Source organism: Paracidovorax sp. (genome assembly GCF_057642795.1).
This window is the reverse complement of sequence record NZ_JBXYZY010000017.1, coordinates 1-21,236: the sequence shown is the minus strand read 5'-3', so window position 1 is coordinate 21,236 and position 21,236 is coordinate 1. Positions and strand designations below refer to the sequence as shown.

19 protein-coding genes, 1 tRNA gene and 1 pseudogene are annotated in these 21,236 nt (G+C 68.2%); 7 read left to right on the top strand and 14 right to left on the bottom strand.

Annotation, left to right across the window (positions count from 1 at the left end):
• Positions 1-16 precede the first annotated feature (16 nt).
• Positions 17-1,426, top strand: coding sequence for a F0F1 ATP synthase subunit beta (gene atpD / locus AC3A84_RS06405; protein ID WP_487968779.1), 1,410 nt, complete (start codon positions 17-19; stop codon positions 1,424-1,426).
• A gap of 139 nt (positions 1,427-1,565) precedes the next feature.
• Complete coding sequence (locus tag AC3A84_RS06400; protein ID WP_092940956.1) at positions 1,566-1,985, top strand: F0F1 ATP synthase subunit epsilon; 420 nt, start codon at positions 1,566-1,568, stop codon at positions 1,983-1,985.
• A gap of 119 nt (positions 1,986-2,104) precedes the next feature.
• Here the strand turns inward: AC3A84_RS06400 and AC3A84_RS06395 are convergent, their stop codons facing one another.
• The 3 genes from AC3A84_RS06395 to AC3A84_RS06385 are packed head-to-tail and all read right to left on the bottom strand — an operon-like array spanning position 2,105 to position 4,394.
• Positions 2,105-2,770 carry a TPM domain-containing protein gene (locus AC3A84_RS06395; protein ID WP_487968778.1) on the bottom strand — a complete coding sequence of 222 codons (666 nt, stop codon included), beginning with the start codon at positions 2,768-2,770 and terminating at the stop codon, positions 2,105-2,107.
• Between the two features lie 43 nt (positions 2,771-2,813).
• Positions 2,814-3,737, bottom strand: coding sequence for a TPM domain-containing protein (locus AC3A84_RS06390; RefSeq protein ID WP_487968777.1), 924 nt, complete (start codon positions 3,735-3,737; stop codon positions 2,814-2,816).
• 54 nt (positions 3,738-3,791) lie between these two features.
• Positions 3,792-4,394, bottom strand: coding sequence for a LemA family protein (locus tag AC3A84_RS06385; protein WP_343593730.1), 603 nt, complete (start codon positions 4,392-4,394; stop codon positions 3,792-3,794).
• Positions 4,395-4,597: 203 nt separating this feature from the next.
• Here AC3A84_RS06385 and AC3A84_RS06380 point away from each other — a divergent pair, with 203 nt between their 5' ends.
• From AC3A84_RS06380 to AC3A84_RS06370, 3 genes are all read left to right on the top strand, one after another.
• Positions 4,598-5,062, top strand: coding sequence for a YybH family protein (locus AC3A84_RS06380; RefSeq protein ID WP_487968776.1), 465 nt, complete (start codon positions 4,598-4,600; stop codon positions 5,060-5,062).
• 87 nt (positions 5,063-5,149) lie between these two features.
• A complete protein-coding gene (locus tag AC3A84_RS06375; RefSeq protein WP_487968775.1) occupies positions 5,150-6,199 on the top strand; it encodes a YheT family hydrolase in 1,050 nt (349 codons plus the stop codon).
• Positions 6,192-6,728: a DUF2946 family protein gene (locus tag AC3A84_RS06370; protein WP_487968774.1), complete on the top strand. Its 537-nt coding sequence runs from the start codon at positions 6,192-6,194 to the stop codon at positions 6,726-6,728. The genes AC3A84_RS06375 and AC3A84_RS06370 overlap by 8 nt, the downstream gene beginning before the upstream one ends.
• A 73-nt stretch (positions 6,729-6,801) precedes the next feature.
• On the opposite strand, the gene AC3A84_RS06365 is transcribed toward AC3A84_RS06370, so the two are convergent.
• From AC3A84_RS06365 to AC3A84_RS06350, 4 genes are all read right to left on the bottom strand, one after another.
• Positions 6,802-7,383, bottom strand: coding sequence for a c-type cytochrome (locus AC3A84_RS06365; protein ID WP_487968773.1), 582 nt, complete (start codon positions 7,381-7,383; stop codon positions 6,802-6,804).
• A gap of 114 nt (positions 7,384-7,497) precedes the next feature.
• Positions 7,498-8,949 (bottom strand): efflux transporter outer membrane subunit, encoded by a 1,452-nt coding sequence (locus AC3A84_RS06360; protein WP_487968772.1) that lies wholly within the window; start codon positions 8,947-8,949, stop codon positions 7,498-7,500.
• Between the two features lie 44 nt (positions 8,950-8,993).
• The gene (locus AC3A84_RS06355) at positions 8,994-12,152 is read right to left on the bottom strand and encodes an efflux RND transporter permease subunit (RefSeq protein ID WP_487968771.1); all 3,159 of its coding nucleotides are present in this window, start codon (positions 12,150-12,152) and stop codon (positions 8,994-8,996) included.
• An 18-nt stretch (positions 12,153-12,170) separates the two neighbouring features.
• Entirely contained in the window at positions 12,171-13,457 is a 1,287-nt protein-coding gene (locus tag AC3A84_RS06350; protein WP_487968770.1) for an efflux RND transporter periplasmic adaptor subunit, read from the bottom strand.
• A 188-nt stretch (positions 13,458-13,645) separates the two neighbouring features.
• Here AC3A84_RS06350 and AC3A84_RS06345 point away from each other — a divergent pair, with 188 nt between their 5' ends.
• Both AC3A84_RS06345 and AC3A84_RS06340 read left to right on the top strand, forming a co-directional pair.
• The gene (locus tag AC3A84_RS06345) at positions 13,646-14,266 is read left to right on the top strand and encodes a TetR family transcriptional regulator (protein WP_487968769.1); all 621 of its coding nucleotides are present in this window, start codon (positions 13,646-13,648) and stop codon (positions 14,264-14,266) included.
• Between the two features lie 52 nt (positions 14,267-14,318).
• Positions 14,319-14,394 (top strand) — tRNA-Arg (locus AC3A84_RS06340).
• Positions 14,395-14,614: 220 nt separating this feature from the next.
• Here AC3A84_RS06340 and AC3A84_RS06335 read toward each other — a convergent pair.
• The 7 genes and pseudogenes from AC3A84_RS06335 to AC3A84_RS06305 all read right to left on the bottom strand — a co-directional run.
• A complete protein-coding gene (locus AC3A84_RS06335) occupies positions 14,615-15,583 on the bottom strand; it encodes a PDR/VanB family oxidoreductase (RefSeq protein WP_487968768.1) in 969 nt (322 codons plus the stop codon).
• On the bottom strand, positions 15,580-16,668 hold the full coding sequence (locus AC3A84_RS06330; RefSeq protein WP_487968767.1) for a Rieske 2Fe-2S domain-containing protein: 1,089 nt from the start codon (positions 16,666-16,668) through the stop codon (positions 15,580-15,582). Before AC3A84_RS06330 ends, AC3A84_RS06335 begins: the two co-directional genes overlap by 4 nt.
• 88 nt (positions 16,669-16,756) lie before the next feature.
• Positions 16,757-17,200, bottom strand: coding sequence for a MarR family winged helix-turn-helix transcriptional regulator (locus AC3A84_RS06325; protein WP_487968766.1), 444 nt, complete (start codon positions 17,198-17,200; stop codon positions 16,757-16,759).
• Positions 17,201-17,295: 95 nt separating this feature from the next.
• A complete protein-coding gene (locus AC3A84_RS06320; protein ID WP_487968765.1) occupies positions 17,296-18,558 on the bottom strand; it encodes a class I SAM-dependent methyltransferase in 1,263 nt (420 codons plus the stop codon).
• A gap of 37 nt (positions 18,559-18,595) precedes the next feature.
• Entirely contained in the window at positions 18,596-19,402 is an 807-nt protein-coding gene (locus AC3A84_RS06315; protein ID WP_487968764.1) for a DUF1365 domain-containing protein, read from the bottom strand.
• Entirely contained in the window at positions 19,399-20,781 is a 1,383-nt protein-coding gene (locus tag AC3A84_RS06310) for an NAD(P)/FAD-dependent oxidoreductase (protein WP_487968763.1), read from the bottom strand. The genes AC3A84_RS06315 and AC3A84_RS06310 overlap by 4 nt, the downstream gene beginning before the upstream one ends.
• A gap of 182 nt (positions 20,782-20,963) precedes the next feature.
• Positions 20,964-21,236: pseudogene (locus tag AC3A84_RS06305) on the bottom strand (methyl-accepting chemotaxis protein); the annotation flags it as partial.

The following is a 21,236-nucleotide window of genomic DNA, read 5'->3' as shown; positions in this document are numbered from 1 at the left end:
ATTTTTGGAGCAACAAATGGCTCAAGTGCAAGGCAAGATTGTTCAATGTATCGGTGCCGTGGTGGACGTGGAGTTCCCCCGTGACCAGATGCCCAAGGTTTACGACGCCCTGAAGCTCGAAGGCTCCCCGCTGACGCTGGAAGTACAGCAGCAGCTGGGCGACGGCGTGGTGCGTACCATCGCGCTGGGCTCGTCCGACGGCCTGCGCCGCGGCATCATGGTGTCCAACACCGGCAACCCCATCAGCGTGCCCGTCGGCAAGGCGACCCTGGGCCGCATCATGGACGTGCTGGGCACGCCCATCGACGAGCGCGGTCCTGTGGACCAGTCCCTCACGGCATCCATCCACCGCAAGGCCCCCGCTTATGACGAGCTGTCGCCCTCGCAGGAACTGCTCGAAACCGGCATCAAGGTGATCGACTTGGTCTGCCCGTTCGCCAAGGGCGGCAAGGTGGGTCTGTTCGGTGGCGCCGGCGTGGGCAAGACCGTGAACATGATGGAACTCATCAATAACATCGCCAAGGCCCACAGCGGTCTGTCGGTGTTCGCTGGTGTGGGCGAACGTACCCGCGAAGGCAACGACTTCTATCACGAAATGGCCGACTCCGGCGTCGTGAACCTGGAGAAGCTCGAAGAGTCCAAGGTTGCCATGGTCTACGGCCAGATGAACGAGCCCCCGGGCAACCGTCTGCGCGTGGCGCTGACCGGTCTGACCATCGCCGAATCCTTCCGCGACGAAGGCCGCGACGTTCTGTTCTTCGTGGACAACATCTACCGCTACACGCTGGCCGGTACCGAAGTGTCCGCTCTGCTGGGGCGTATGCCTTCCGCCGTGGGCTACCAGCCTACGCTGGCCGAGGAAATGGGCCGTCTGCAGGAGCGCATCACCTCGACCAAGGTCGGATCGATCACCTCCATCCAGGCCGTGTACGTGCCTGCGGATGACTTGACCGACCCGTCGCCTGCCACGACCTTCGCCCACTTGGACTCCACCGTGGTGCTGTCGCGTGACATCGCCTCGCTGGGTATCTACCCCGCTGTCGACCCGCTGGACTCCACCAGCCGCCAGCTGGACCCGCAAGTCGTCGGCGAAGAGCACTACCAAGTGGCTCGTGGCGTGCAAGGCACGCTGCAGCGCTACAAGGAGCTGCGCGACATCATCGCCATCCTGGGCATGGACGAACTGGCTCCCGAAGACAAGCTGGCCGTGGCCCGTGCCCGGAAGATCCAGCGTTTCCTGTCGCAGCCGTTCCACGTGGCCGAAGTGTTCACCGGCGCGCCCGGCAAGTACGTGCCGCTGTCGGAAACCATCCGTGGCTTCAAGATGATCGTGGCCGGCGAGTGCGATCACCTGCCGGAGCAGGCCTTCTACATGGTCGGCACGATCGACGAAGCCTTCGAAAAGGCCAAGAAGCTGGCAGCCTGAGGCCACTGAAGCGCCGTCCGGGGCGCGCTGACGTCCTATCCGCCGTGCCCTGAGGCATGGCAGGTAGCAGACAGTGCACCTCGTGGCGGCTCTTGCCGTGTCCCCATAGCCCCTTCTTGAACAAACCTAGGAACGATCCATGGCCAACACCATTCACGTCGATGTCGTCAGCGCCGAAGAGTCCATCTTCTCCGGCGAGGCACGCTTCGTGGCGCTGCCGGGCGAGGCTGGCGAACTGGGCATTCTGCCCAAGCACACGCCGCTCATCACCCGCATCAAGCCGGGTTCGGTGCGCATCGAACTGGCCGATGGCAACGAGGAATTCGTCTTCGTGGCCGGTGGCCTGCTGGAAGTGCAGCCCGACCGTGTGACCGTGCTGTCCGACACCGCCATCCGCGGCAAGGACCTGGACGATGAAAAGGCGAACGCCGCCCGCGCGGCCGCAGAGGAAGCGCTGAAGAACGCCAAGAGCGATCTGGACCTGGCCAAGGCCCAGTCCGAGCTGGCCGTGATGGCCGCTCAGATCGCTGCGCTGCGCCGTTTCCGCCAGAAGCGCTGAACGAGCGATCCCCCGAGTCGGGCGTGCGATGCACCCCGGCATCGGAAATGAAGAAGCCGCCCATCGGGCGGCTTTTTTTTGGGCGCGGGGCGCGTACGGGCGACGGGGAATGCCTCAGGCTAGTCCCCGCCATTGCGCAGCAGCACCGGGGCGTCCGGCAACTCGTTTGCGTGGGCTGCACCTGTAGCGTCGTCATGTGCAGCCGTGCCGTCGGTGGGAAAGTGCGCCACCAGCAGTGAGGAAACCTCTGCGAGCGCCTGTGTGAGCCCGTCCTCGTATCGCTCTTCGCGAAACGCAGCGCGCATCTGCGCGATGAGGGCTTGCCAGGCCTGAGGCGTGATGGTGCGGGCGAGAGCCCGGTCCGCCACGATCTCGATCGCGTGGTCTGCCAGCAGCAGATAGATCAACACGCCGTTGTTGTGCTCTGTGTCCCAGACCCGCAGCTTGCCGAACAGGGTGATGGCGCGCTCGCGGGGTGCGGCGCCGCGCAGCAAATAGGACCAGGGCAGGCCGCCTTCGATGCACAGGCGGATCTGCCCGGTGTGGCGCCGCTCGCTGGCCGCCACGCGGCGCGTCAGGCGCTCCAGCAGGTCGGCGGGAATGGCCTTGCGCGCCGCGCCATCCGACCAGCGGTGCCGCACCAGACGCGTCAGCTGGCGCAATAGCGGAGGGCGGCGCCCGTGGCCTTGGGGGGGGAGGGGCGGTGGTGGGTGCGCGGCCTTTGCGCTGGAAACGGCCACCGCGGGCGTGCCTGCGGTGTCGCCTGTCGGGAGGGGGGGATTCATGCGGGGTGCCTCATGTGCCCTGACTCACTTTGCCAGTCATAAGTTACCAGTCGCCGGAGGCACCGCCCCCGCCGAAATCGCCGCCGCCACCCGAGCTGAATCCGCCGCCGCTGGATCCGCCCCAGCTGCCGCCGGATGACGATCCGCCGGACCAGCCGCCTGGAACTCCGCCTCCGCCGCCGTGCCAGACGATGGGAAGGCCTTTGGCAGCGAAGAGCCAGGTGTAGAGCAGCGCCAGCACGCCCACCACCGCCGCGACCAGCACGCTGGAGGTAAGCAGCAGTGCCAGCCCACCCGCGCCGCCGCCTAGCAGCAGGCCGCCCCACCGCCCGCCGAAGAGGCTGCGTGCCAGTGGCCCGGCCACCATCACGCCGAAGAAGAGAAACACCGCGAGGTCGGTCCAGTCGAACCCGTCGTCATGGGGCTTGGCACCGGGGCGCTGTTCGGCTGCGGGCGCAGGCAGGGCCTCGCCTGCGATGCGCGCGCCGATCTGGTCCACCGCCGCCATCAGGCCGCCGGCGTAGTCGTTGTCGCGAAAGCGCGGCTTCATCGCCTGGTCAATGATGCGCGCGGCTGCGATGTCGGGGATGGCGCCTTCGAGCGTCTTGGCGACCTCGATGCGCATCTTGCGGTCCTGCAGCGCAACGAGCACCAGCACGCCGTCGCCCACGTCGCGCCGCCCGATCTTCCACGCGTTGCCTACGCGGTTGGCGTAGGCGGCAATGTCTTCGGGCTGCGTGGTCGGCACCATCAGCACCGCGACCTGCGAGCCATTGCGTTGCTCGATGGCGGCCAGCCGCGCTTCGAGCGCCTGCCGGTCGGCGGGCTGCAGGGTGCCGGTCTCGTCGATCACCCTGGCCGAGAGAGCCGGAACGGGGCGCAGCGTTTGGGCCACCACCGCCTGCCAGGGTGTTAGCGCTATGAAAAAAATAGCTATCAGCGCTTGCAGTGCGCGCGCCAGGGGCATATTCGACTCGATCGTTGGGTCGGCTGGGCTGGGCTGGGCTGGGCTGGGCTGGGTTCAGGGCCGTGACGCGGCGGGTCGGTTGAAATCGACAACCGGCGGGGTGCTGATCTGCGCCTCGTTCTGCACGCTGAAGGCCGGCTTGGGCGGATAGCCGAAGACCTTGGCCGTGAGATTGGTGGGGAAGCTGCGGGCCAGCACGTTGTATTCCTGCACGGTCTGGATGTAGCGGTTGCGTGCCACGGTGATGCGGTTCTCGGTACCCTCCAGCGTCACGCGCAGGTCGCGGAAGCCCTGGTTGGCCTGCAGGGTGGGGTAGCGCTCGGCCACTACCATCAGGCGCGACAGCGCGCTGGAGAGCTCACCCTGGGCCTGCTGGAACTTGTTGAAGGCCTCGGGGTTGTTCAGCGTTTCGGGCGTGACCTGGATCGAGGTGGCCTTTGCGCGCGCCTCGACCACGCGGGTCAGCGTGTCCTGCTCGAACGTGGCTTCGCCCTTGACGGTGGCGACGATGTTGGGCACCAGGTCGGCGCGGCGTTGGTACTGGTTCAGCACCTCGCTCCACGCGGCCTTGGACTGCTCGTCCAGCCGCTGGAAGTCGTTGTAGCCGCAGCCCGTGAGGGAGAGGGCCAGGCCGATCAGGAGGAGAAGACGTTTCATGGTGATGCCGCCCCGGCGCCGTGAGCCGGCGACACTGCCAAGGCCACCGGGGCAAGCCGCATTGTGCCTGCAGCGACGCTAGCGATGCCCTCCGCGCGCGGCCGACGCAGTGACAAGCCCCGCCGGGCCACGGACAATGCGGCCGTTCGCCGCCTTCGCGCGTCCTCTTTCTTTCTTGCTCGACGTATCCCGGAAGCCTTGCCATGACACGACCTTCCTTGCGAGCCGCCACCGTCGGCGGCTCGCCCGATGACACCGAAGCCGCCTTTTACGAGGCCCTGCAGGCCGGCGACATCGAACGGCTGATGGCCTGCTGGGCAGACGACGACGAGATCGTCTGCGTCCACCCCGGGGGGCCGCGCTTGCTGGGGCCGGGTGCCATCCGCGCCGCCTTCAGCGCCATGTTCGAGCACGGCACGCTGCGTGCGCGGCCCACGCAGGTCCACCGTGTACAGGCGTTGGCCAGCGCGGTCCACAGCGTGGTCGAGCATGTCGAGGTGATGCTGCCTGACGGTCCGCGCGAAGCCGTCGTGCAGGCCACCAACGTCTATCACAAGACCGCTCAGGGCTGGCGCCTGGTGGCACACCACGCCAGCCCGGGCACCGTGCGGGACGCTCAGGGCGCGCAGGCGCCTGGCGCGGGACACGCCGCCACGGTGCTGCACTGAGTACATCCGCCCGGGGTTTCGCGAGTGGGCGCTGACTTGTACACGCCTTTAGGGCCGCAGGCCCAGGAAAATCCTGAACGGAATGCTATGAATTACGTAGCGCCTGCCTGGCTGCCCGGCGGGAATGCGCAGACTCTCTGGCCCGCGGTGTTCTCGCGCCGCACGCTGGGGCCGCGGCCGTCGTACCGCCGCGAACGCTGGACCACGCCCGACGGCGACTTCGTGGAGGTGGATTTCCTGCAGGACGCACCTGCCACCGGGCCGCGCCCGCTGCTGGTGCTCTTCCACGGCCTGGAAGGCTCATCCCGCAGCCACTATGCCGAGGCCTTTGCCGACGTGGCGCGGCGGCGGGGCTGGCGCTTTGCGGTGCCGCATTTCCGCGGCTGCAGCGGTCCACTCAACCAGGGGCCGCGCGCCTACCATTCGGGCGACCATGCCGAGATCGACTGGATGCTGCGCCGGCTGGCGGAGCCGGAGGCCGGGGGCGATGGGACGGCGCACCCGCCCGCGCCGGTCTGGGCCGTCGGCGTGTCGCTGGGCGGTAATGCCCTCATGCGCTGGGCCGGTGAGGCGGGGCGGGCGGCGGCGGGCACGGTGGCGGCCGTCGCGTCGGTGAGCGCGCCCCTCGATCTGGCCGCCAGCGGCGCAGCCATCGGCCGCGGGTTCAACCGGCAGGTCTATACGCGCATCTTCCTGCGCACCATGGTGCCCAAGGCGCTGGCCAAGCTCGCGCAGCATCCCGGCCTCTTCCATCGGGAGGCCCTGCTGGCCGCGCGTGACCTGCATGCCTTCGACGATGTGTTCACCGCTCCGCTGCATGGCTTCGCCGATGCCGACGACTACTGGCGCCGCGCGTCGGCCAAGCCGGTGCTGCCGGACATCCGTGTGCCGGCACTGGTGCTGAATGCGCTGAACGATCCGTTCGTGCCGGCCGCCAGCCTCCCGCGGCCGGCCGAGGTGGGCTCGCACGTCACGCTGTGGCAGCCCGCAGGCGGCGGTCATGTGGGCTTTCCGGCGGGGGCCTTTCCCGGCCATGTGCGGCGCATGCCCGAGGCCGTGGCCGGCTGGCTGGCGGCGCAAGGCTCCGCCGCCTACGCGGCCGCGCCGCCGGCCGTTGCAGAATCGGCGCATGGATGACATCGTCAGACAGGCCATCGCCAAGTGGCCCCACGTTCCCGATTGCTACGGCTGGCTGGGCCTCGATGCGCGCGGCCACTGGTACATGCGCGACGACGCCACGCAGGCCCAGGGCCCGTTCCCGCAGGCGCGGGGCGCGCGTCTGCAGCATGAGAAGCTGATCGACTTCATCCACCGCAACTACGAGTGCGACGCCGACGGCCGCTGGTTCTTCCAGAACGGGCCGCAGCGCGTGTACGTGGAATTGGAGGTGACGCCGCTCGTCTGGCGCCTCGATGACGCGGAAAGCGTTCCCGTGGCCCACACCGGCCTCACCATGCCCGATCCAGGCACCTGCCTGCTGGACGAGGCCGGGCGCGTCTATCTGGCCAGCAGCGCCGGGCTGGGGCTGGTCCACACGCTGGACGTGCCGCTGGTGGCCGACGCCATCGAGCGGGGCCGCTGGACGCCGCAGGACGTGCTCTCGGCCGATCTGCCGCAGCGCTATGGCTTCGTGCCTAGCCCCGCCCAGCACCAGTCGCAGACGTAAAAAAGCCGGCGTGGACGCCGGCTTTTCTGTGGGGTCGCGGGCCTGCTGGGAGGACGGCCTCGCCCTCGGGCCCTCAGCTCCCGGAAGCGGCTGCCGCTGGAGCGGTCGCAGTACCGGAGGCCGCGCCCTCCGCAGGCGCCGCAGCACCGCCTTCGGCAGCGCCCGGGCGGTTGGGCTCGGCGAACTTGGCGCCGGCCGCATTGGCCATGTAGGCCACGCCGCGGGCGATCTCGGTGTCGTCGAAGTCTCCGCCGCCCTGCGGCGCCATGGCCCCCTTGCCCTTGAGCGCTGAATGCACCAGGGTCTCGAAGCCCTGCTGGATGCGGGGTGCCCAGGCGGCTGCATCGCCCAGCTTGGGCGCGCCGGCCGCGCCGGTGGCGTGGCAGGCCGCGCACTGGCCCTTGAAGACTTCCTCGCCGCTACGCAAGGGGCGGTTGGCATCGCGGATCTCCACCATGCCGACCTTCTGGATGCGTTCGGCTACGGCCTTCTCGGGATTGGCCACGCCCTGCGCCGGCTTGTTGCCGGAGGTCACGAACGTGACGAGCCCGATGATGGCGAACACCGGCAGCACAAAGGAGAAAAGCACCGTCACCAGCAACTGGCGTGGGTTCTTGATGGGGCCGGTGTGCGCTTCTTCGTGCGTGTCGCTCATGACGTCCTCTTGGCGGCTCGGGGGCCTGTTGTCGGGGGGGTGTTTTTCATTATAGGAGTCGCTCTGCGTGCGAAACCCTGGGGAAAACGGCCCCCCGCGCCCCCTTGCGCTACATCAAGAAGCGGGTGCCGGCTGGGGCGGTTTTTCGGTCCAGCCGCCGCCCAGCACGCGGTAGAGCGCGACCTGGTTCTGCAGCGAGAGCAGCTGCACCTGCACCAGACTCTGCTCGGTGAGGAACAACGAACGCTGCGCATCCAGCAGGTCCAGGTAGCTCGCCACCCCGTTGCGGTAACGCAGGTCGGAGAGCTCGAAGCGCTTGTTGTCGGCGCGTGCCTGCGTCCGCAGCGCGCGCAGCTGGTCCTGCAGCGTGGCCTGGCCGGCCAGGGCATCGGCCACCTCGCGGAAGGCCGACTGGATCGAGCGTTCGTACTGCGCCACGGCGATCTCGCGGCCGACGCGGGCAGCGTCCAAAGTGGCTTGGTTGCGGCCGGCATCGAAGATCGGCAGCGTGAGCTGCGGCGCCAGCGAGAACGCCCAGGTGCCGCTCTTGAAGAGGCCGGAGAGTTCGTTGCTGACCGAGCCCACGCTGGCGGTGAGTGCGATCCGGGGGAAGAAGTTGGCCCGCGCCGCGCCGATGTTGGCGTTGGCGGCGATCAGCTGCTCCTCGGCCTGGCGGATGTCCGGGCGGCTGATCAGCAGATCCGAAGGCAGGCCGGCCGGCAACGGCTGCATGGGGGCGGCGTCGGCCAGGCGTGCCGATGACAGGCCAGCGAGAATCTCGCCCGGCACCGGCTGGCCCAGCAGCAGCGCCAGGGTGTTTTCATCCTGCAGGCGCTGGCGGCGTTGCTGCGCGAAGGTGGCCCGCGCGGTTTCGGCCAGGCTGATGGCCTGGCTGTTGTCCAGCTCGGAGCTCACGCCGTTTTCCAGCCGCAGGCGCGTCAGCTGCACCGATTCCTCGCGGGTCGCCAGCGTGCGGCGGGAGATGTCGAGCAGTTCCTCGTCGGCCTGAAGGTTGAACCAGGCCGTGGCCACGGAAGAAATCAGGCTGATCTGCGCCGCCTTGCGCGCTTCTTCGGTGGCCAGGTACTGCGCCAGCGCCTGCTCCTTCAGGCTGGCGATGCGGCCGAAGAAGTCCAGCTCCCATGCCGATACGCCCAGCCCCACCTGGAACTGGTTGGCGTACTTGCCGGTGACGGTGCTCGGCTGCCGCGTGCCGCTGGCGATGCCGCTCACGGCCGGAAACTGTGCGGAACGCTGGATCTGGAACTGCGCCCGGGCCTGCTCGATGTTCAGCACTGAAACGCGCAAGTCGCGGTTGTTCTGCAGCGCGATGTCGATCAGCGACTGCAAGCGCGGATCGGTGAAGTACTCCTTCCAGTCGATGTCGGCCGCCGCGCGGGCGGCGCCCTTCGGCGCGCTGGCGGCCGCCGCATCGGCGGAGGCACCGAAGGTGGCGGGCACCGGCGCTGCCGGGCGCTCGTAGGTCGGAATGAAGCTGCAGCCCGCCAGCAGCGCGGCCAGTGCCACGGCGGTCAGCGCGGGCCGCGCGAACGGGGTGGAATGCATGGGTCGTGGCTCCTGGGTTGGGGTGGCGTTCACGGGCATCGTCCTCATGGCGCATCTCCCGCGTGCAGGTGTTGCTGGGCCTCGCGCATGGCGTGCTCCTGCTGGCGCTTGCTGCCCTTGAAGAAGGTGCGTACCAGCACGAAGAACACGGGCACGAAGATCACGGCCAGCACGGTGCCAGTGATCATCCCGCCGATCACGCCGGTACCGATGGCACGCTGGCTGGCCGAGCTCGCGCCCGTGGCGATGAAGAGCGGCACCACGCCGAGGGTGAAGGCCAGCGAGGTCATGACGATGGGGCGGAAGCGCATGTGAGCGGCTTGCAGCGCCGCTTCGAGCACGCTCTTGCCCTCGGCCTGCAGGTCCTTGGCGAATTCCACGATCAGGATGGCGTTCTTGGCCGAGAGGCCGATGATGGTCACCAGACCGATCTGGAAGTAAACGTCGTTGGACATGCCGCGCAGCAGCGTGGCCAGCAGTACCCCGAGCACACCCAGGGGCACCACCAGCATCACGGAGAACGGGATCGACCAGCTCTCATACAGAGCCGCCAGACAGAGGAACACTGCCAGCAGCGAGAACGCGTACAGCACGGTGGCCTGCGAGCCGGCGAGCTTTTCCTCGCGCGACTGGCCGGTCCACTCGAAGCCGAAGCCCGGTGGCAGCTGGCTGGCGAGACGCTCCATCTCCTGCATGGCATCCCCGGTCGAATAGCCGGGCGCGGCGTCGCCGGCGATCTTCATCGACGGATAGCCGTTGTAGCGCACGGTCTGCATGGCGCCGGTGATCCATCGCGTCTTGGCGAAGGTGGACAGGGGCAGGGTCTGGCCCTTGTTGTTGATCACCGGAAGGTCCAGCACCGACTCCGGCCGCATGCGGGCGGCGGCGTCGGCCTGCACGACCACGCGTTGCAGACGGCCCTGGTTCGGGAAGTCGTTGACGTAGGCCGAGCCCAGACCCGTGGAGAGCGCGGTGCTGATGCTGTCGAACCCGACGCCCAGGGCGTTGGCCTTGTCGCGGTCGATGTCGATCTGCATCTGGGGCGCGTCTTCCATGCCGTCGGGGCGCACGCCTGCCAGGATCTTGCTCTGCGAGGCCATGCCCAGCAGCTGGTTGCGTGCGCTCACCAGGGCGTCATGTCCCTGCGCGGCCCGGTCCTGCAGCCGGAAGTTGAAACCCGTGCCGGTGCCCAGTTCAGGGATGGGCGGAGGGCTCAGCGCGAAGATGAAGGCGTCGCGGATGCCCGAGAGCGCCATGAAGGCCCGTCCGGCAATGGCGCTGGCCGCATGCTCTGCACCGGCGCGTTCGCTCCAGTCCTTCAGGATCACGAAGGCCAGGCCCGCGTTCTGACCTTGGCCCGAGAACGAGAAGCCCGCGACGGTGACGATGTTCTCGACCTCCGGCTGCTTGAGCATGTAGTCCTCGACCTGATGCAGCACGGCGTTGGTGCGCGACTGGGCCGCGCCCGGGGGCAGCTGGATGTTGGTGATGATGTAGCCCTGGTCTTCGTTCGGCAGGAACGAGGTGGGCAGGCGCGTATAGACCAGCGCCACAGCGCCCACCAGCACGGCGTAGATGATCATCATGCGGCCGCCGCGGCGCAGCAGCGTGCCCATCCAACCCTCGTAGCGGTGGGTGGTGCGCTTGAACGAGCGGTTGAACCAGCCGAAGAAGCCTTTCTTCTCGGCATGGTGCTCGGGGTCGATCGGCTTGAGCAGCGTGGCGCACAGCGCCGGCGTGAGCGACAGCGCCAGGAAGGCCGAGAAGGCGATCGAGGTCGCCATCGTCGCGGCGAACTGGCGGTAGATGTTGCCGGTGGAGCCTGCAAAGAACGCCAGCGGCACGAACACCGAGATCAGCACCACGGTCACGCCGATCACGGCGCCCGAGATCTGGCCCATGGCCTTGCGTGTGGCCTGCAGCGGCGGCAGGCCTTCCTCGGCCATGATCCGCTCCACGTTCTCCACCACCACGATGGCGTCGTCCACCACGATACCGATCACCAGCACCATGCCGAACATGGTCAGCACGTTGATCGAGAAGCCCATCGCCAGCAGCGCGCCAAAGGTGCCCAGCAGGGCTACCGGCACCACGATGGTCGGGATGATGGTGTAGCGGAAGTTCTGCAGGAACAGGAACATCACGATGAACACCAGCACCACGGCTTCGATCAGCGTATGCACCACTTTCTCGATGGAGACCGATACGAACTTGGAGGTGTCATACGGCACCACGTAGTTCACCCCTTGCGGAAAGAACTTCTTGAGCTCATCCAGCTTGGCGCGCACGGCCTTGGCCGTGGCCAGCGCGTTGGCCGACGGTGTGGGCTGCACCCCCAGGCCCACGGCAGGCTTGCCGTTCAGCCGGGCGCTGGTGCTGTAGCTTTGCGAGCCCAGCTCGATGCGGGCCACGTCACGCAGGCGCACGGAAGAGCCGTCGGTGTTGGCACGCAGCACCACGTTGCCGAACTGCTCGGCCGTGGTGAGCTGCCCCTTCACGACGATCGTGGCCGACACAGGCTGTCCTTTTTCGGCGGGAAGGTCGCCCAGGTTGCCTGCGGAGACCTGCACGTTTTGTGCGCGGATGGCTGCGGTCACCTGGTCCAGCGAGAGGTTGAAGCCCTTGAGCTTGGCCGGATCCACCCAGACGCGCATGGCGCGCTCTGCACCGAACTGCGTCAGCGTGCCGACGCCTGCGACGCGCTGCAGTTCGGGCACCACGTTGCGCGCGGCATAGTCGTTGAGCGCCTCAATGCTCACGTCCGGGTTCTCGGTCGTGAGCATGGCGAACATCAGGAAGTTCGAGCGCGATTGCTCCACACGCACGCCCTGCTGCGTCACGGCGGCGGGCAGCCGGGGCGTGGCGCGAGACAGGCGGTTCTGCACGTCCACCTGCGCCAGGTCGGCGTTGGTGCCGGGTTCGAAACTCAGCGTGATCGAGCCGGTGCCGTTGGCCTGGCTGGTGGTCTCGACGTAGGCCAGACCGGACGCGCCGTTCATTTCCCGCTCGATGACCGCAAGCACGCTGTCTTCCAGCGTCTGGGCGTTGGCGCCGGGGTAGGCCACCGACACCTGGATGGTCGGCGGTGCCACGGCGGGGTACTGCGCCACGGGCAGTTGCTTGATGGAGATCGCCCCCATCACGATGATGAAGATCGTGATGACCCATGCAAAGATGGGCCGTTCGATGAAGAACTTGGCCATGTGCCGCGCTCCTTGTGCTTATGGCTTGGCCGGAGCGGCGGCGGGGGTGGAGGCCGGCGCCGATGCAGGCGCAGCGGCGGGCTGGGCGCCTTGCGGCTGCCACGGCACGGGGGTTACGACGATCGGGTCGCCGGGCTTGCCGCGCGGCAGTTTCTGGAACCCGTCCACCATCACCTTCTCACCGGCCTTGAGGCCATCGATCACCACCCAGTTGGTGCCCTGCGAGGGGCCCAGCTTGACCGGGCGGGGCGTGAGGTGGTTGTCGGGGCCGACGACCATAACGACGTCGCCCTTGGCCGAGCGCGTCACCGCCTGTTGGGGCAGCAGCACGCCGTTGTCCAGCTGGGCTTGCTCCAACCGCACGCGCACGTACAGGCCCGGCAGCAGCATGCGCTCGGGGTTGGGGATCTCGGCGCGCAGAGTCACCTGGCCGCTGGTGGGGTCCACCGTGAGTTCGGTGAACAGCAGCCGGCCCTTGTGGCCGTAGGTGGAGCCGTCTTCCAGCACCACGCTCACGCCGGCGGCGCTCTTGCCGACTTGCTTGTACTTGCCGCTGGTCAGTGCTTCCTTGAGCTTGAGCGCATCGGAGGCCGACTGCGTGAAATTCACATAGAGCGGGTCGATCTGCTGGATGACGGCCATCTCGGTGGCACTGCCCTGGCCGACCAGTGCCCCCTCGGTCACCAGCGCACGGCCAATGCGGCCCGAAATCGGCGCCGTCACCGTGGCGTAGCCCAGGTTGATGCGCGCCGTGGTCACGCTGGCGCGGGCTGCGGCCAGATTGGCTTCGGCCGTCTTCTGCGCAGCCACGGCGTTGTCGTATTCCTGCTTGCTGACGGCATTGACCGCCACCAGGGGGCGGTAACGCTCGGCCAGAGCGCGGGCCTGGCCCACATTGGCTTCGGCCTGGGCCACGCTGGCCTGTGCGCTTTCCAGCGTGGCCTGGTAGGGGGCGCTGTCGATCAGGAACAGTCGCTGGCCGGCCTTGACGTCGCTGCCTTCGGTGAACAGGCGCTTTTGCAGGATGCCTGCCGCGCGGGCGCGGATCTCGGCGATGCGCGAGGCTTCCAGGCGGCCGGGCAACTCGGTCACCAGGCCCACGTCACCGGGCTGGACGGTGACCACGCCGACTTGGGCGGGCGGTTGCTGTCGCGCCGGACCAGGGGCTGCGGCCTCTTCTTTCTTGCCGCAGGCACTGAGCAGCAGCACGCCGGCAACGACGGCAGCGGCAACCGCGCAGGAACCCAGGCGAAAGCCAGAGGCGGGAGGGGGGGGCGAGGGGAGGTCGTCGGTCAGGCGCTGCATGGAAGTCCTTTGGAGAAAGGCAAGGGCTACAAACGAAAGTAATGCGAGGTCATCTGCGGCGATCCGCAGAGCGGCCCTGGTGTGTGCCGCGCGATGCGGCTCCTGCTGGGCGAAGCGCGAATTGTACATACAGACATGAATGTATAATTGAGCCAGGCGCTTTTGTTGCCGGTAGGAGACAAGTTTTCATGGCTCGAAGAACCAAGCAGGATACAGATGCTACGCGTTCGCGTTTGCTGGACGCTGCTGAACTGGTGTTTTACGAGAAGGGCGTGTCACGCGCATCGCTGAACGACATCGCCTGCGCTGCGGGGCTCACCCGGGGCGCGATTTATTGGCATTTCAAGGACAAGGGCGATCTGTTCAACGCCATGATGGATCGCGTGACCTCGCCGCTGCAGGAGGCGAGTTGCGAAAGTTCCGCCATGGGCTGCGTGAGCCCGCTGCAGCACCTGCGTGAGCGGGTGGAGCTGGTGCAGCGCAGCATCGCCACCGATGAGCGCATGTGGCGGGTGTTCGAGATCGCGCTCTTTCGCGTCGAGTACGTGGACGAGATGGCGGTTGCGCGCGACCGGCATATCGAGGAGTGCACGACCTTTCAGGCGAAGTTGGAGCTCGATCTGCAGGCCGCGGCCGCACATGAAGGCGTCACGCTTGCGCAGGGATCGCTCGCTGCGGTGATCGGCCTGCGTGCGGTGTTCGAGGGACTCATGCACTCTTGGCTGCTGAACAAGGATCAGTTCGACCTCGTCGCGGTCAGCCGGGTGGCGGTGGACACCTATCTGAACGGCCTGGGGTTCAAGCTGTAGCGGCCGTGCGATAATCCGCAGCTGTCTCCGCGCTCTGGCGCGGACGACGAAAGCGGCTGTAGCTCAGTGGATAGAGTATTGGCCTCCGAAGCCAAGGGTCGTGGGTTCGATCCCCGCCAGCCGCACCAGAATTTCCCGCAAGCCTGTCCCGGTTCACCCGGGACTGAATGGCGCAGACCGTGTCTTGGTGTGCTGCTTCTTTTCTAGCCCATTTGCCAGGCGCACGCCTGCGGCGCGATCTTCATCGCGACCCTGCACTTTCCCCCTTTGTCATTCCTGGGGCTGGTTCGTCTCCAGCGTCCGTGGTCGTGCTGATGGGGCCGTCCCCTTCGGTCGCCTTCTCCCGTCCTATAGCTCTACGACCAGGCGTGCGCAGCGTGCGCGGGAGCAGCAGGGCAGGAACTGGTCGTTGGCGGCCTGTTCCTCGGGCGTGAGGTACTGGTCACGATGGTCCGGCGTGCCGCTGATCACGCGCGTGAGGCATGTGCCGCACACGCCCTGTTCGCAGGACGTATAGAGCGGCAGGCCTGCGTCCTGCAATGCCTTGGCAGCAGTGCAGCCCGCGGGCACGGGCACGATCTGGCCGGTGCCGGCGATCTCGATCTCGAAGGCGCTGTCTGCGCCCTCGGCCGCCGCCGCGGGCGCCGCGCCGAACAGTTCGCGATGCAGGCGGGAGGCGTCCCAGCCGCGCTGGGTGGCGGCCTCGAACACGGCATCCATGAACCCTAGCGGCCCGCACACGTAGAGCTCGGTCCCTTGGGGCTGCGCGTCGAGAAGCGCACCCAGGTCCAGCGGGCCCTGCGTATCCGCGGCATGCACGCGGGTGTGAGCGGCCAGGGCTCCGCTGCCCAGCTCGTCGATGAAGGCCATCCGCTCGCGCGAGCGTCCGGCGTAGATCAGCTGGAATGGCCGGTTCTCGCGCACCAGTTGGCGCGCCATGCTCAGCACCGGCGTGATGCCGATGCCGCCGGCCAGCAGCAGCTTGTGCGCGGGCGTGGGTTGCAGCGCGAAATGGTTGCGCGGCTGGCTGGCGGCCAGCGTCTGGCCGACCTGCAGCGCGTCGTGCACGGCGGCGGAGCCACCGCGCGACGTCTCTTCGCGCAGCACGCCCAGCATGTAGCGGTGCGTTTCAGCAGGGTCATTGCACAGGGAATAGGGCCGCACCAGGCCACCGGGCAGGTGCAGGTCCAGGTGCGAGCCGGCGGCGAAGGCGGGCAGGCTGTGGCCGGGCAGCGGCTCCAGCGTCAGCTCCACGATGCCCTGCGCGGCCGGGCGCTTGGCCGCCACGCGCAGCTGCAGCAGCTCGGGCGCGCTCATGCGGCCACTCCGGCAGGCGCTGCGGCTCCTGCGACTGCGCCCGCACCAGGACCTGCGCCGGCCTCGGCAGCCATCACGCGATCGATGATCTTGCGCGACTGCACGCCACCGCTGTCGATGTTCAGCATCAGGAGCTTGCGGTCGGGGTAGGCCAGCAGGTTGGCCTGTTGGCGTTCCAGCATTTCCTGGTCTTCCGCGAAGATGCGGCCCTGGCCTTCGCGGATCTGCGCCGTGAGGCTCTCGTCCTGCGGCTTGAAGCGACGGGCCATGCCCCAGAAGTAGTGGATCGAGGTGTCCGTTTCGGGCGTGATGAAGTCCACCACCCAGCTGGCGGCCTTGCGGTCGTCTGGGGCGCTGTGGCCGCCGTGGCCCTGCAGCGCCACGCCGACTTCGATCATCACGTGGCTGGGCGGCGTGAAGTGGCAGATCTGCCAGCGGTCCACCGGCTGGTCGTCGGGCAGGCCGTTCATGCGCAGCGCCATCTTCCAGAAGGGTGGCGCCTCGATGCCTTCCATGTGCCGCTGGGTGATGACGTGGTCGCCCTCGACCTTGGTCTGGCAGGGCACTTCGTCGATCTCCTTCTGGCCGATGCTGGTGGAGTGCACGTAGGTCTCGTGCGTCAGGTCCATCAGGTTGTCGATCATCAGGCGGTAGTCGCAGGCGATGTGATAGAGCCCGCCGCCGTAGCCGAAGGCCGGATTGCCCATCCATTCGAAGTGCGGCAGCTTGTCCAGGTCGGCCTGGGCCTGGTCACCCGGCCAGACCCAGACGAAGCCGTGCGCCTCGTGCACGGCGAAGCTGCGCACGGCCGGAAAGCCGCGCACGCGCTGGCAGGGCATGGACACGGGCTTGCCATCGCAGCCCATGGCCAGACCGTGATAGCCGCAGACCAATGTATCGCCCTCCACCTTGCCCAGCGACAGCGGCGCGCCGCGGTGCGGGCAGAAGTCCTCCACCGAAGCGACTACGCCCTGGCTGTTGCGGAAGAACGCCATGGGGACGTTGCAAATGCGGCGGCCCAGCGGGCGATCGTTGGGGATCTCTTCGCTGCGCGCAGCGACGTACCAGGTGTTGAGCGGGAACATGGGGCGTCTCCTGTGGGTTTTGATCTACGTCATTCAGTATGCTGAATGATCCGGATTCTGGCCCTTGGCGCGCATCAAGGGAAGGGGTTCAGGATGCGGGCTTTCCCTTGGTTTCCGCTGTTTCTTCGAGTCCCACGAGCTTGCGCAGCAGGCGCAGGAGCTCGGCGCGCTCCTCGGGCGTAAGGGCTGCCATCAGTGCGTGCTGCATCGGCTGCACGCGGGGCTGCATCTGCGCGAGCACGGCTTCGCCTTCGGCCGTGAGGTGCAGGGCGCGCTGGCGCCGCGCAAGCAGCTCGCGCACGATCCAGCCCTTGGCTTCGAGGCGGGTGGCGATGTCGGCGGTGGTGGAGGTATCCAGCGCGACCTTGCCGGCCAGCGTCACCTGGTCGATGCCCGGCGCGTCTTCCAGCGCGCGCAGCAGCGCGTACTGCACGGGAGTGACCTCGCGGCCATGGGTTTCGTGGAAGGTGGCCACGGCCAGCTGGTGGGCGCGGCGGATCAGATGGCCGGCTTCGTCGTAAGGAGCGCTCATGCGGTGGTGGGATTCCTGTGCTGTCGAGGGCACAGGTTATAGCGGCTTGGGCGCCGCCTACGCCCTGTGGCGTGCGTTCCGAGGCAGCGTGCGCCTCAGTCCGCGTGGGCCAGGGTGTAGAGGCCCACGTCCACGCGCCCGGTCTTGAAGCCGGCCTCGCAGTAGCAGAGGTAGTACACCCAGAGGCGGCGGAAACGTTCGTCGAAGCCCAGGGCCTCGATGCGGTGCCAGGCGCGCAGAAAACGGTGGCGCCATTCGGCCAGCGTGAGTGCGTAGCTGGCGCCGAAGGTCTCGCTCTGCACCAGCCGCAGCCCGGCGCGTTCGGCCTGCGTGCGGATGATGTCGTGCGTGAGCAGCATGCCGCCCGGGAAGATGAAGCGCTGGATGAAGTCCGGCTCGACGCGGTAGCGCGCGAACTGGTCCTGCGCGATGGTGATGGCCTGCACCACCGCCACGCCGCCGGTGCGCAGGCGGCTCTTGAGGGTGTCGAAGTACGTAGGCCAGTAGGCTTCCCCCACGGCCTCGATCATCTCGATGGAGACGATGCGGTCGTACTCGCCCTGTTCGTCGCGGTAGTCCTGCAGGCGCAAATCCACCCGGCGGCCCACGCCGGCCGACTGCACGCGCTGCTGGGCGTGGCGCAGCTGTTCGGTGGAGAGCGTCAGGCCGCGGACGTGGCCGCGCGGCGCTTCGTGCGCGATGCGCTCGGCCAGGGCGCCCCAGCCGCAGCCGATCTCCAGCACGCGGGAGTCGCCCTGCAGCGCCAGCAGTTCGACGATGCGGCGCAGCTTGGCCTCCTGCGCGGCTTCCAGCGACTCGGTGCCCGTCGGGTGGATGCCGCTGGAATAGAGCATGCTCGCGTCCAGCCATTCGGCGTAGAAGTCGTTGCCCAGGTCGTAATGGAAGGAGATGTTGTCGCGGCTGCCGCTGCGGGTGTTGCGGCGCAGCGCGTGCGCCACGCGGTGCAGCAGGCGGGCCGGGGCGCTGGCATGCAGGGCCTTGCCCCAGGCGGCTTCGTTGCGAATGCCCACTTCCAGCAGGGCCGTGAGGTCGGGCGTGGACCAGTCGCCGTCGCGGTAGGCCCGGGCCAGGCCGATGTCGCCGCTGGTCAGCATGCGCCACACCGGGCGCCAGCGGTGCAGCGTCATCAGGCCGCGCGGGCCGGGCGTTGCGCCATGCGCTTCCAGCGTAGCGCCGTTGGGCAGGGTGATGGCGAGCGTGCCGATCTGCAGGTGGCGCAGCAGCTTCTCGAGCAGGCCACGCAGCGGTAAGGCCAGCCCGTCGCTCAGCGCGCCCAGCAGGCGTGCTCGCGGCTGCGAGGTGTCGAGCTCGGAGGGGGGGGGCGAGGGAAGTTGCATGGCAGTCTGCGGCTCTATGGGGCGTGGGGGGCGGCGCTCACACCTTACCGGTGCTGACGGGATGGGCGGGTGGCGGCGGCTTGCGGTGCAGCTTGATGCCCTTGGCCACCAGCTTGAGCGCTTCCCAGTGAATGGCCGCGATGACCTTCAGCGTGAGCAGGGGGTGCGTGAAGAAGGCGCGCAGCAGGGCTGCGTCGGTCAGGGGTTGCCGCCGGGCTTGCAGGGTGGCGGTCAGCATGACGCCCTCGGGGCTGCGCGCGTCGATGTGCAGGTGCAGGTCGGGCCGGTGCGGGGCGGGCGGCAGCACGCGGAAGTCGTAGTGCATGTCCATGCCCAGGAAGGGCGAGACGTGGAAGTCCTTAGCGCATGTCTGCCGGACCACGTCAGAGGCGGCTTGGGCTTCGCCTGCCACGGGCAGCAGGTAGCTGTGGCGCTCGCCGAAGGTGTTGTTGACCTCGTAGAAGATGGCCTCGAGCCGCCCGTCGCCGGGCGCATGGCAGAAATAGACGCTGAGAGGATTGAAGGCATACCCCAGGATGCGCGGCATGGTCAGCAGCTGGACCTTTCCGCCAGCGCGACATCCTGCCGCTTGCAACTGCGCATCGATGTAGGCGCGCAGCCCTCCTCGTTTCCCGTCGCCGTGGTCGCGCTCATGCCAGCTGAAGAGATTGAATCGGCCCACCGAAAACCATCGCAGGCGCTGGTCCAGCGCCGCCAGCTCGTCCAGATCCAGCAGCAGCGAATAGACCCGGTAGCGCAGCCGGTGGCGCCGCGGCTGCAGCCGCTGATGCGTGACCGGACCGCTGTAGAGGGCCGACAGGCTGGTTCCGGTGTCCGTCGTCATGCGGCTCGCAGCCCCGTGGGCGCCAGATGGATGCGGCCAGATTCTTCCGGCACGTTCCAGGGGCGGCGCACGCCGCCCAGGGCTTCAGCCACCGCCAGCCCGGCCTGCAGCCCGTCTTCATGGAAGCCGGAGCCGAAATAAGCGCCGCAGAACCAGGTGCGCTGGCGACCCTGCAGCGACCAGAGCTCGCGCTGGGCGCTCATGGCCTGCGCGTCGAAAAGCGGGTGCTCGTAGCTCTGCGAGTGCACCAGATGTCCGGCGCGCGGCTCGCGCAGCGGGTTCAGGGTCAGAAACCAGTCACGGCCTGCGGGCAGGGGCTGCAGGCGGTTCATCCAGTAGCTCACGCAGAGGCCGTCGTCCTGGCCCCGTTCGGCCAGATAGTTCCAGCTGGACCACACGGCACGGCGGCCCGGCATCAGGCCGGGGTCGGTATGCAGCACGGCGCGGTTGTGGCTGTATCGGAAGGCGCCGAGCAGGCGGGCCTCGTGCGCGCTCGCCTGCGGAAGCAGGCGCAGCGCCTGGTCGGCGTGGGTGGCGATGACGACCTGGTCAAAGCGTCGCGACTCGACGGCATCGGCCGTGCGCACGAACACTCCATCGGCGCTGCGGCGCACTTCCACGGCTGCGTTGCCCAGTTGCAGGCCTTTGGAGCCCAGCGCGGCCGTCAGGCGCCGCACGTAGTTGCGGCTGCCGCCTCGCACCGTGCGCCAAGCGGGGCGCGCGCCGAGGTTCAAGAGATGGTGGTTCTCGCAAAAGCGCACGAAGGCCTCTACGGGGTAGTCGCCCACGCGTTGCGCGGCGGTGGACCAGATGGCCGCGGCCATGGGGTAGAGGTGATCTTCGCGGAAGGCCCGGCTGTACCCGTGGCGGTCCAGGAAGGCGTCGAGCGATAGCAGCCCCTGCTGCGGCGCCAGGCGCGGCGCCTGCCGGTAAAAGCGCACCAGATCGGCCAGCATGCGCCAAAAGCGCGGGCTCGCCAGGTTGCGGCGCTGGGCGAACAGCCCCTGCAGGCCGGTGCCGCTGTATTCCAGCGCGCCGCGGTCCAGGCTGACCGCGAACGACATGTCGGTCGCCACGGTGTCCACGTCCAGGTGCTTGAACAGCGCCGTCAGGTTCGGGTAGGCCGATTCGTTATAGACGATGAAACCGGTGTCGATGGGGACGGGGCTGCCGTCGGGACCGGGCACGTCCACCGTGTGGCTGTGTCCGCCCGGGCGGCCGTCGGCCTCGAACAGGGTGACTCGGTGGCGGCGCGACAGCAGCCAGGCAGCCGAAAGGCCCGAGATGCCGCTGCCGATGACGGCCACATCAAGCGCTTCCGTGGGGGGGGGATGGCCGGAGGGCTGGGGTGTGGAGAGATGCGGTTCCGGATGCGGCATGGCTGTTGTACGAAGGCTGCGCCATTTTGGATTGGTGGGGCTGCATCACGCCATCCAACCCTGCCCGGATGCCCGTGGCCGGCACCGCCTGCCGACCGCTGCATTGTGGCTGGTTTCGCCGTGTTTCGCGCTCACCGGCTGGGCGGCGCGACGCGGCTGTCGTCGAGGCTCCGAGCGGCGACTCAGAAGCTCTCCCAGTCGTCGCGTATTTCGGCTGCCGCCGGCTGCGCGGCGGCAGGAGCCGGGGCGGCGATGGACGGCGCAACGCGGCGAGAGGGCGCCGACGCCGCAGCCCTGGCCTGCGGCCGCACGGCTGATGCGGCGCTGGCGGTGTCCCGGCTGCGGGGCGGCGGCGGGGCGATGATGGCCTGTGAGGTGGCTGCATCCACCTGGAACACGCTCACCAGTTGCACCAGGCGGTTGGCCTGCGCGCTCAGGCTGCCGGCCGCAGCGGC

Coding starts and splice junctions, on each gene's coding strand:
- atpD (WP_487968779.1), top strand. CDS start 17: ATGGCTCAAGTGCAAGGCAAGATTGTTCAATGTATCGGTGCCGTGGTG.
- AC3A84_RS06350 (WP_487968770.1), bottom strand. CDS start 13,457: ATGCAGCGCCTGACCGACGACCTCCCCTCGCCCCCCCCTCCCGCCTCT.
- AC3A84_RS06335 (WP_487968768.1), bottom strand. CDS start 15,583: ATGAGCGCGCCCGAGCTGCTGCAGCTGCGCGTGGCGGCCAAGCGCCCG.
- AC3A84_RS06345 (WP_487968769.1), top strand. CDS start 13,646: ATGGCTCGAAGAACCAAGCAGGATACAGATGCTACGCGTTCGCGTTTG.
- AC3A84_RS06380 (WP_487968776.1), top strand. CDS start 4,598: ATGACACGACCTTCCTTGCGAGCCGCCACCGTCGGCGGCTCGCCCGAT.
- AC3A84_RS06330 (WP_487968767.1), bottom strand. CDS start 16,668: ATGTTCCCGCTCAACACCTGGTACGTCGCTGCGCGCAGCGAAGAGATC.
- AC3A84_RS06365 (WP_487968773.1), bottom strand. CDS start 7,383: ATGAGCGACACGCACGAAGAAGCGCACACCGGCCCCATCAAGAACCCA.
- AC3A84_RS06370 (WP_487968774.1), top strand. CDS start 6,192: ATGGATGACATCGTCAGACAGGCCATCGCCAAGTGGCCCCACGTTCCC.
- AC3A84_RS06355 (WP_487968771.1), bottom strand. CDS start 12,152: ATGGCCAAGTTCTTCATCGAACGGCCCATCTTTGCATGGGTCATCACG.
- AC3A84_RS06315 (WP_487968764.1), bottom strand. CDS start 19,402: ATGACGACGGACACCGGAACCAGCCTGTCGGCCCTCTACAGCGGTCCG.
- AC3A84_RS06320 (WP_487968765.1), bottom strand. CDS start 18,558: ATGCAACTTCCCTCGCCCCCCCCCTCCGAGCTCGACACCTCGCAGCCG.
- AC3A84_RS06310 (WP_487968763.1), bottom strand. CDS start 20,781: ATGCCGCATCCGGAACCGCATCTCTCCACACCCCAGCCCTCCGGCCAT.
- AC3A84_RS06395 (WP_487968778.1), bottom strand. CDS start 2,770: ATGAATCCCCCCCTCCCGACAGGCGACACCGCAGGCACGCCCGCGGTG.
- AC3A84_RS06385 (WP_343593730.1), bottom strand. CDS start 4,394: ATGAAACGTCTTCTCCTCCTGATCGGCCTGGCCCTCTCCCTCACGGGC.
- AC3A84_RS06325 (WP_487968766.1), bottom strand. CDS start 17,200: ATGAGCGCTCCTTACGACGAAGCCGGCCATCTGATCCGCCGCGCCCAC.
- AC3A84_RS06390 (WP_487968777.1), bottom strand. CDS start 3,737: ATGCCCCTGGCGCGCGCACTGCAAGCGCTGATAGCTATTTTTTTCATA.
- AC3A84_RS06360 (WP_487968772.1), bottom strand. CDS start 8,949: ATGCATTCCACCCCGTTCGCGCGGCCCGCGCTGACCGCCGTGGCACTG.
- AC3A84_RS06375 (WP_487968775.1), top strand. CDS start 5,150: ATGAATTACGTAGCGCCTGCCTGGCTGCCCGGCGGGAATGCGCAGACT.
- AC3A84_RS06400 (WP_092940956.1), top strand. CDS start 1,566: ATGGCCAACACCATTCACGTCGATGTCGTCAGCGCCGAAGAGTCCATC.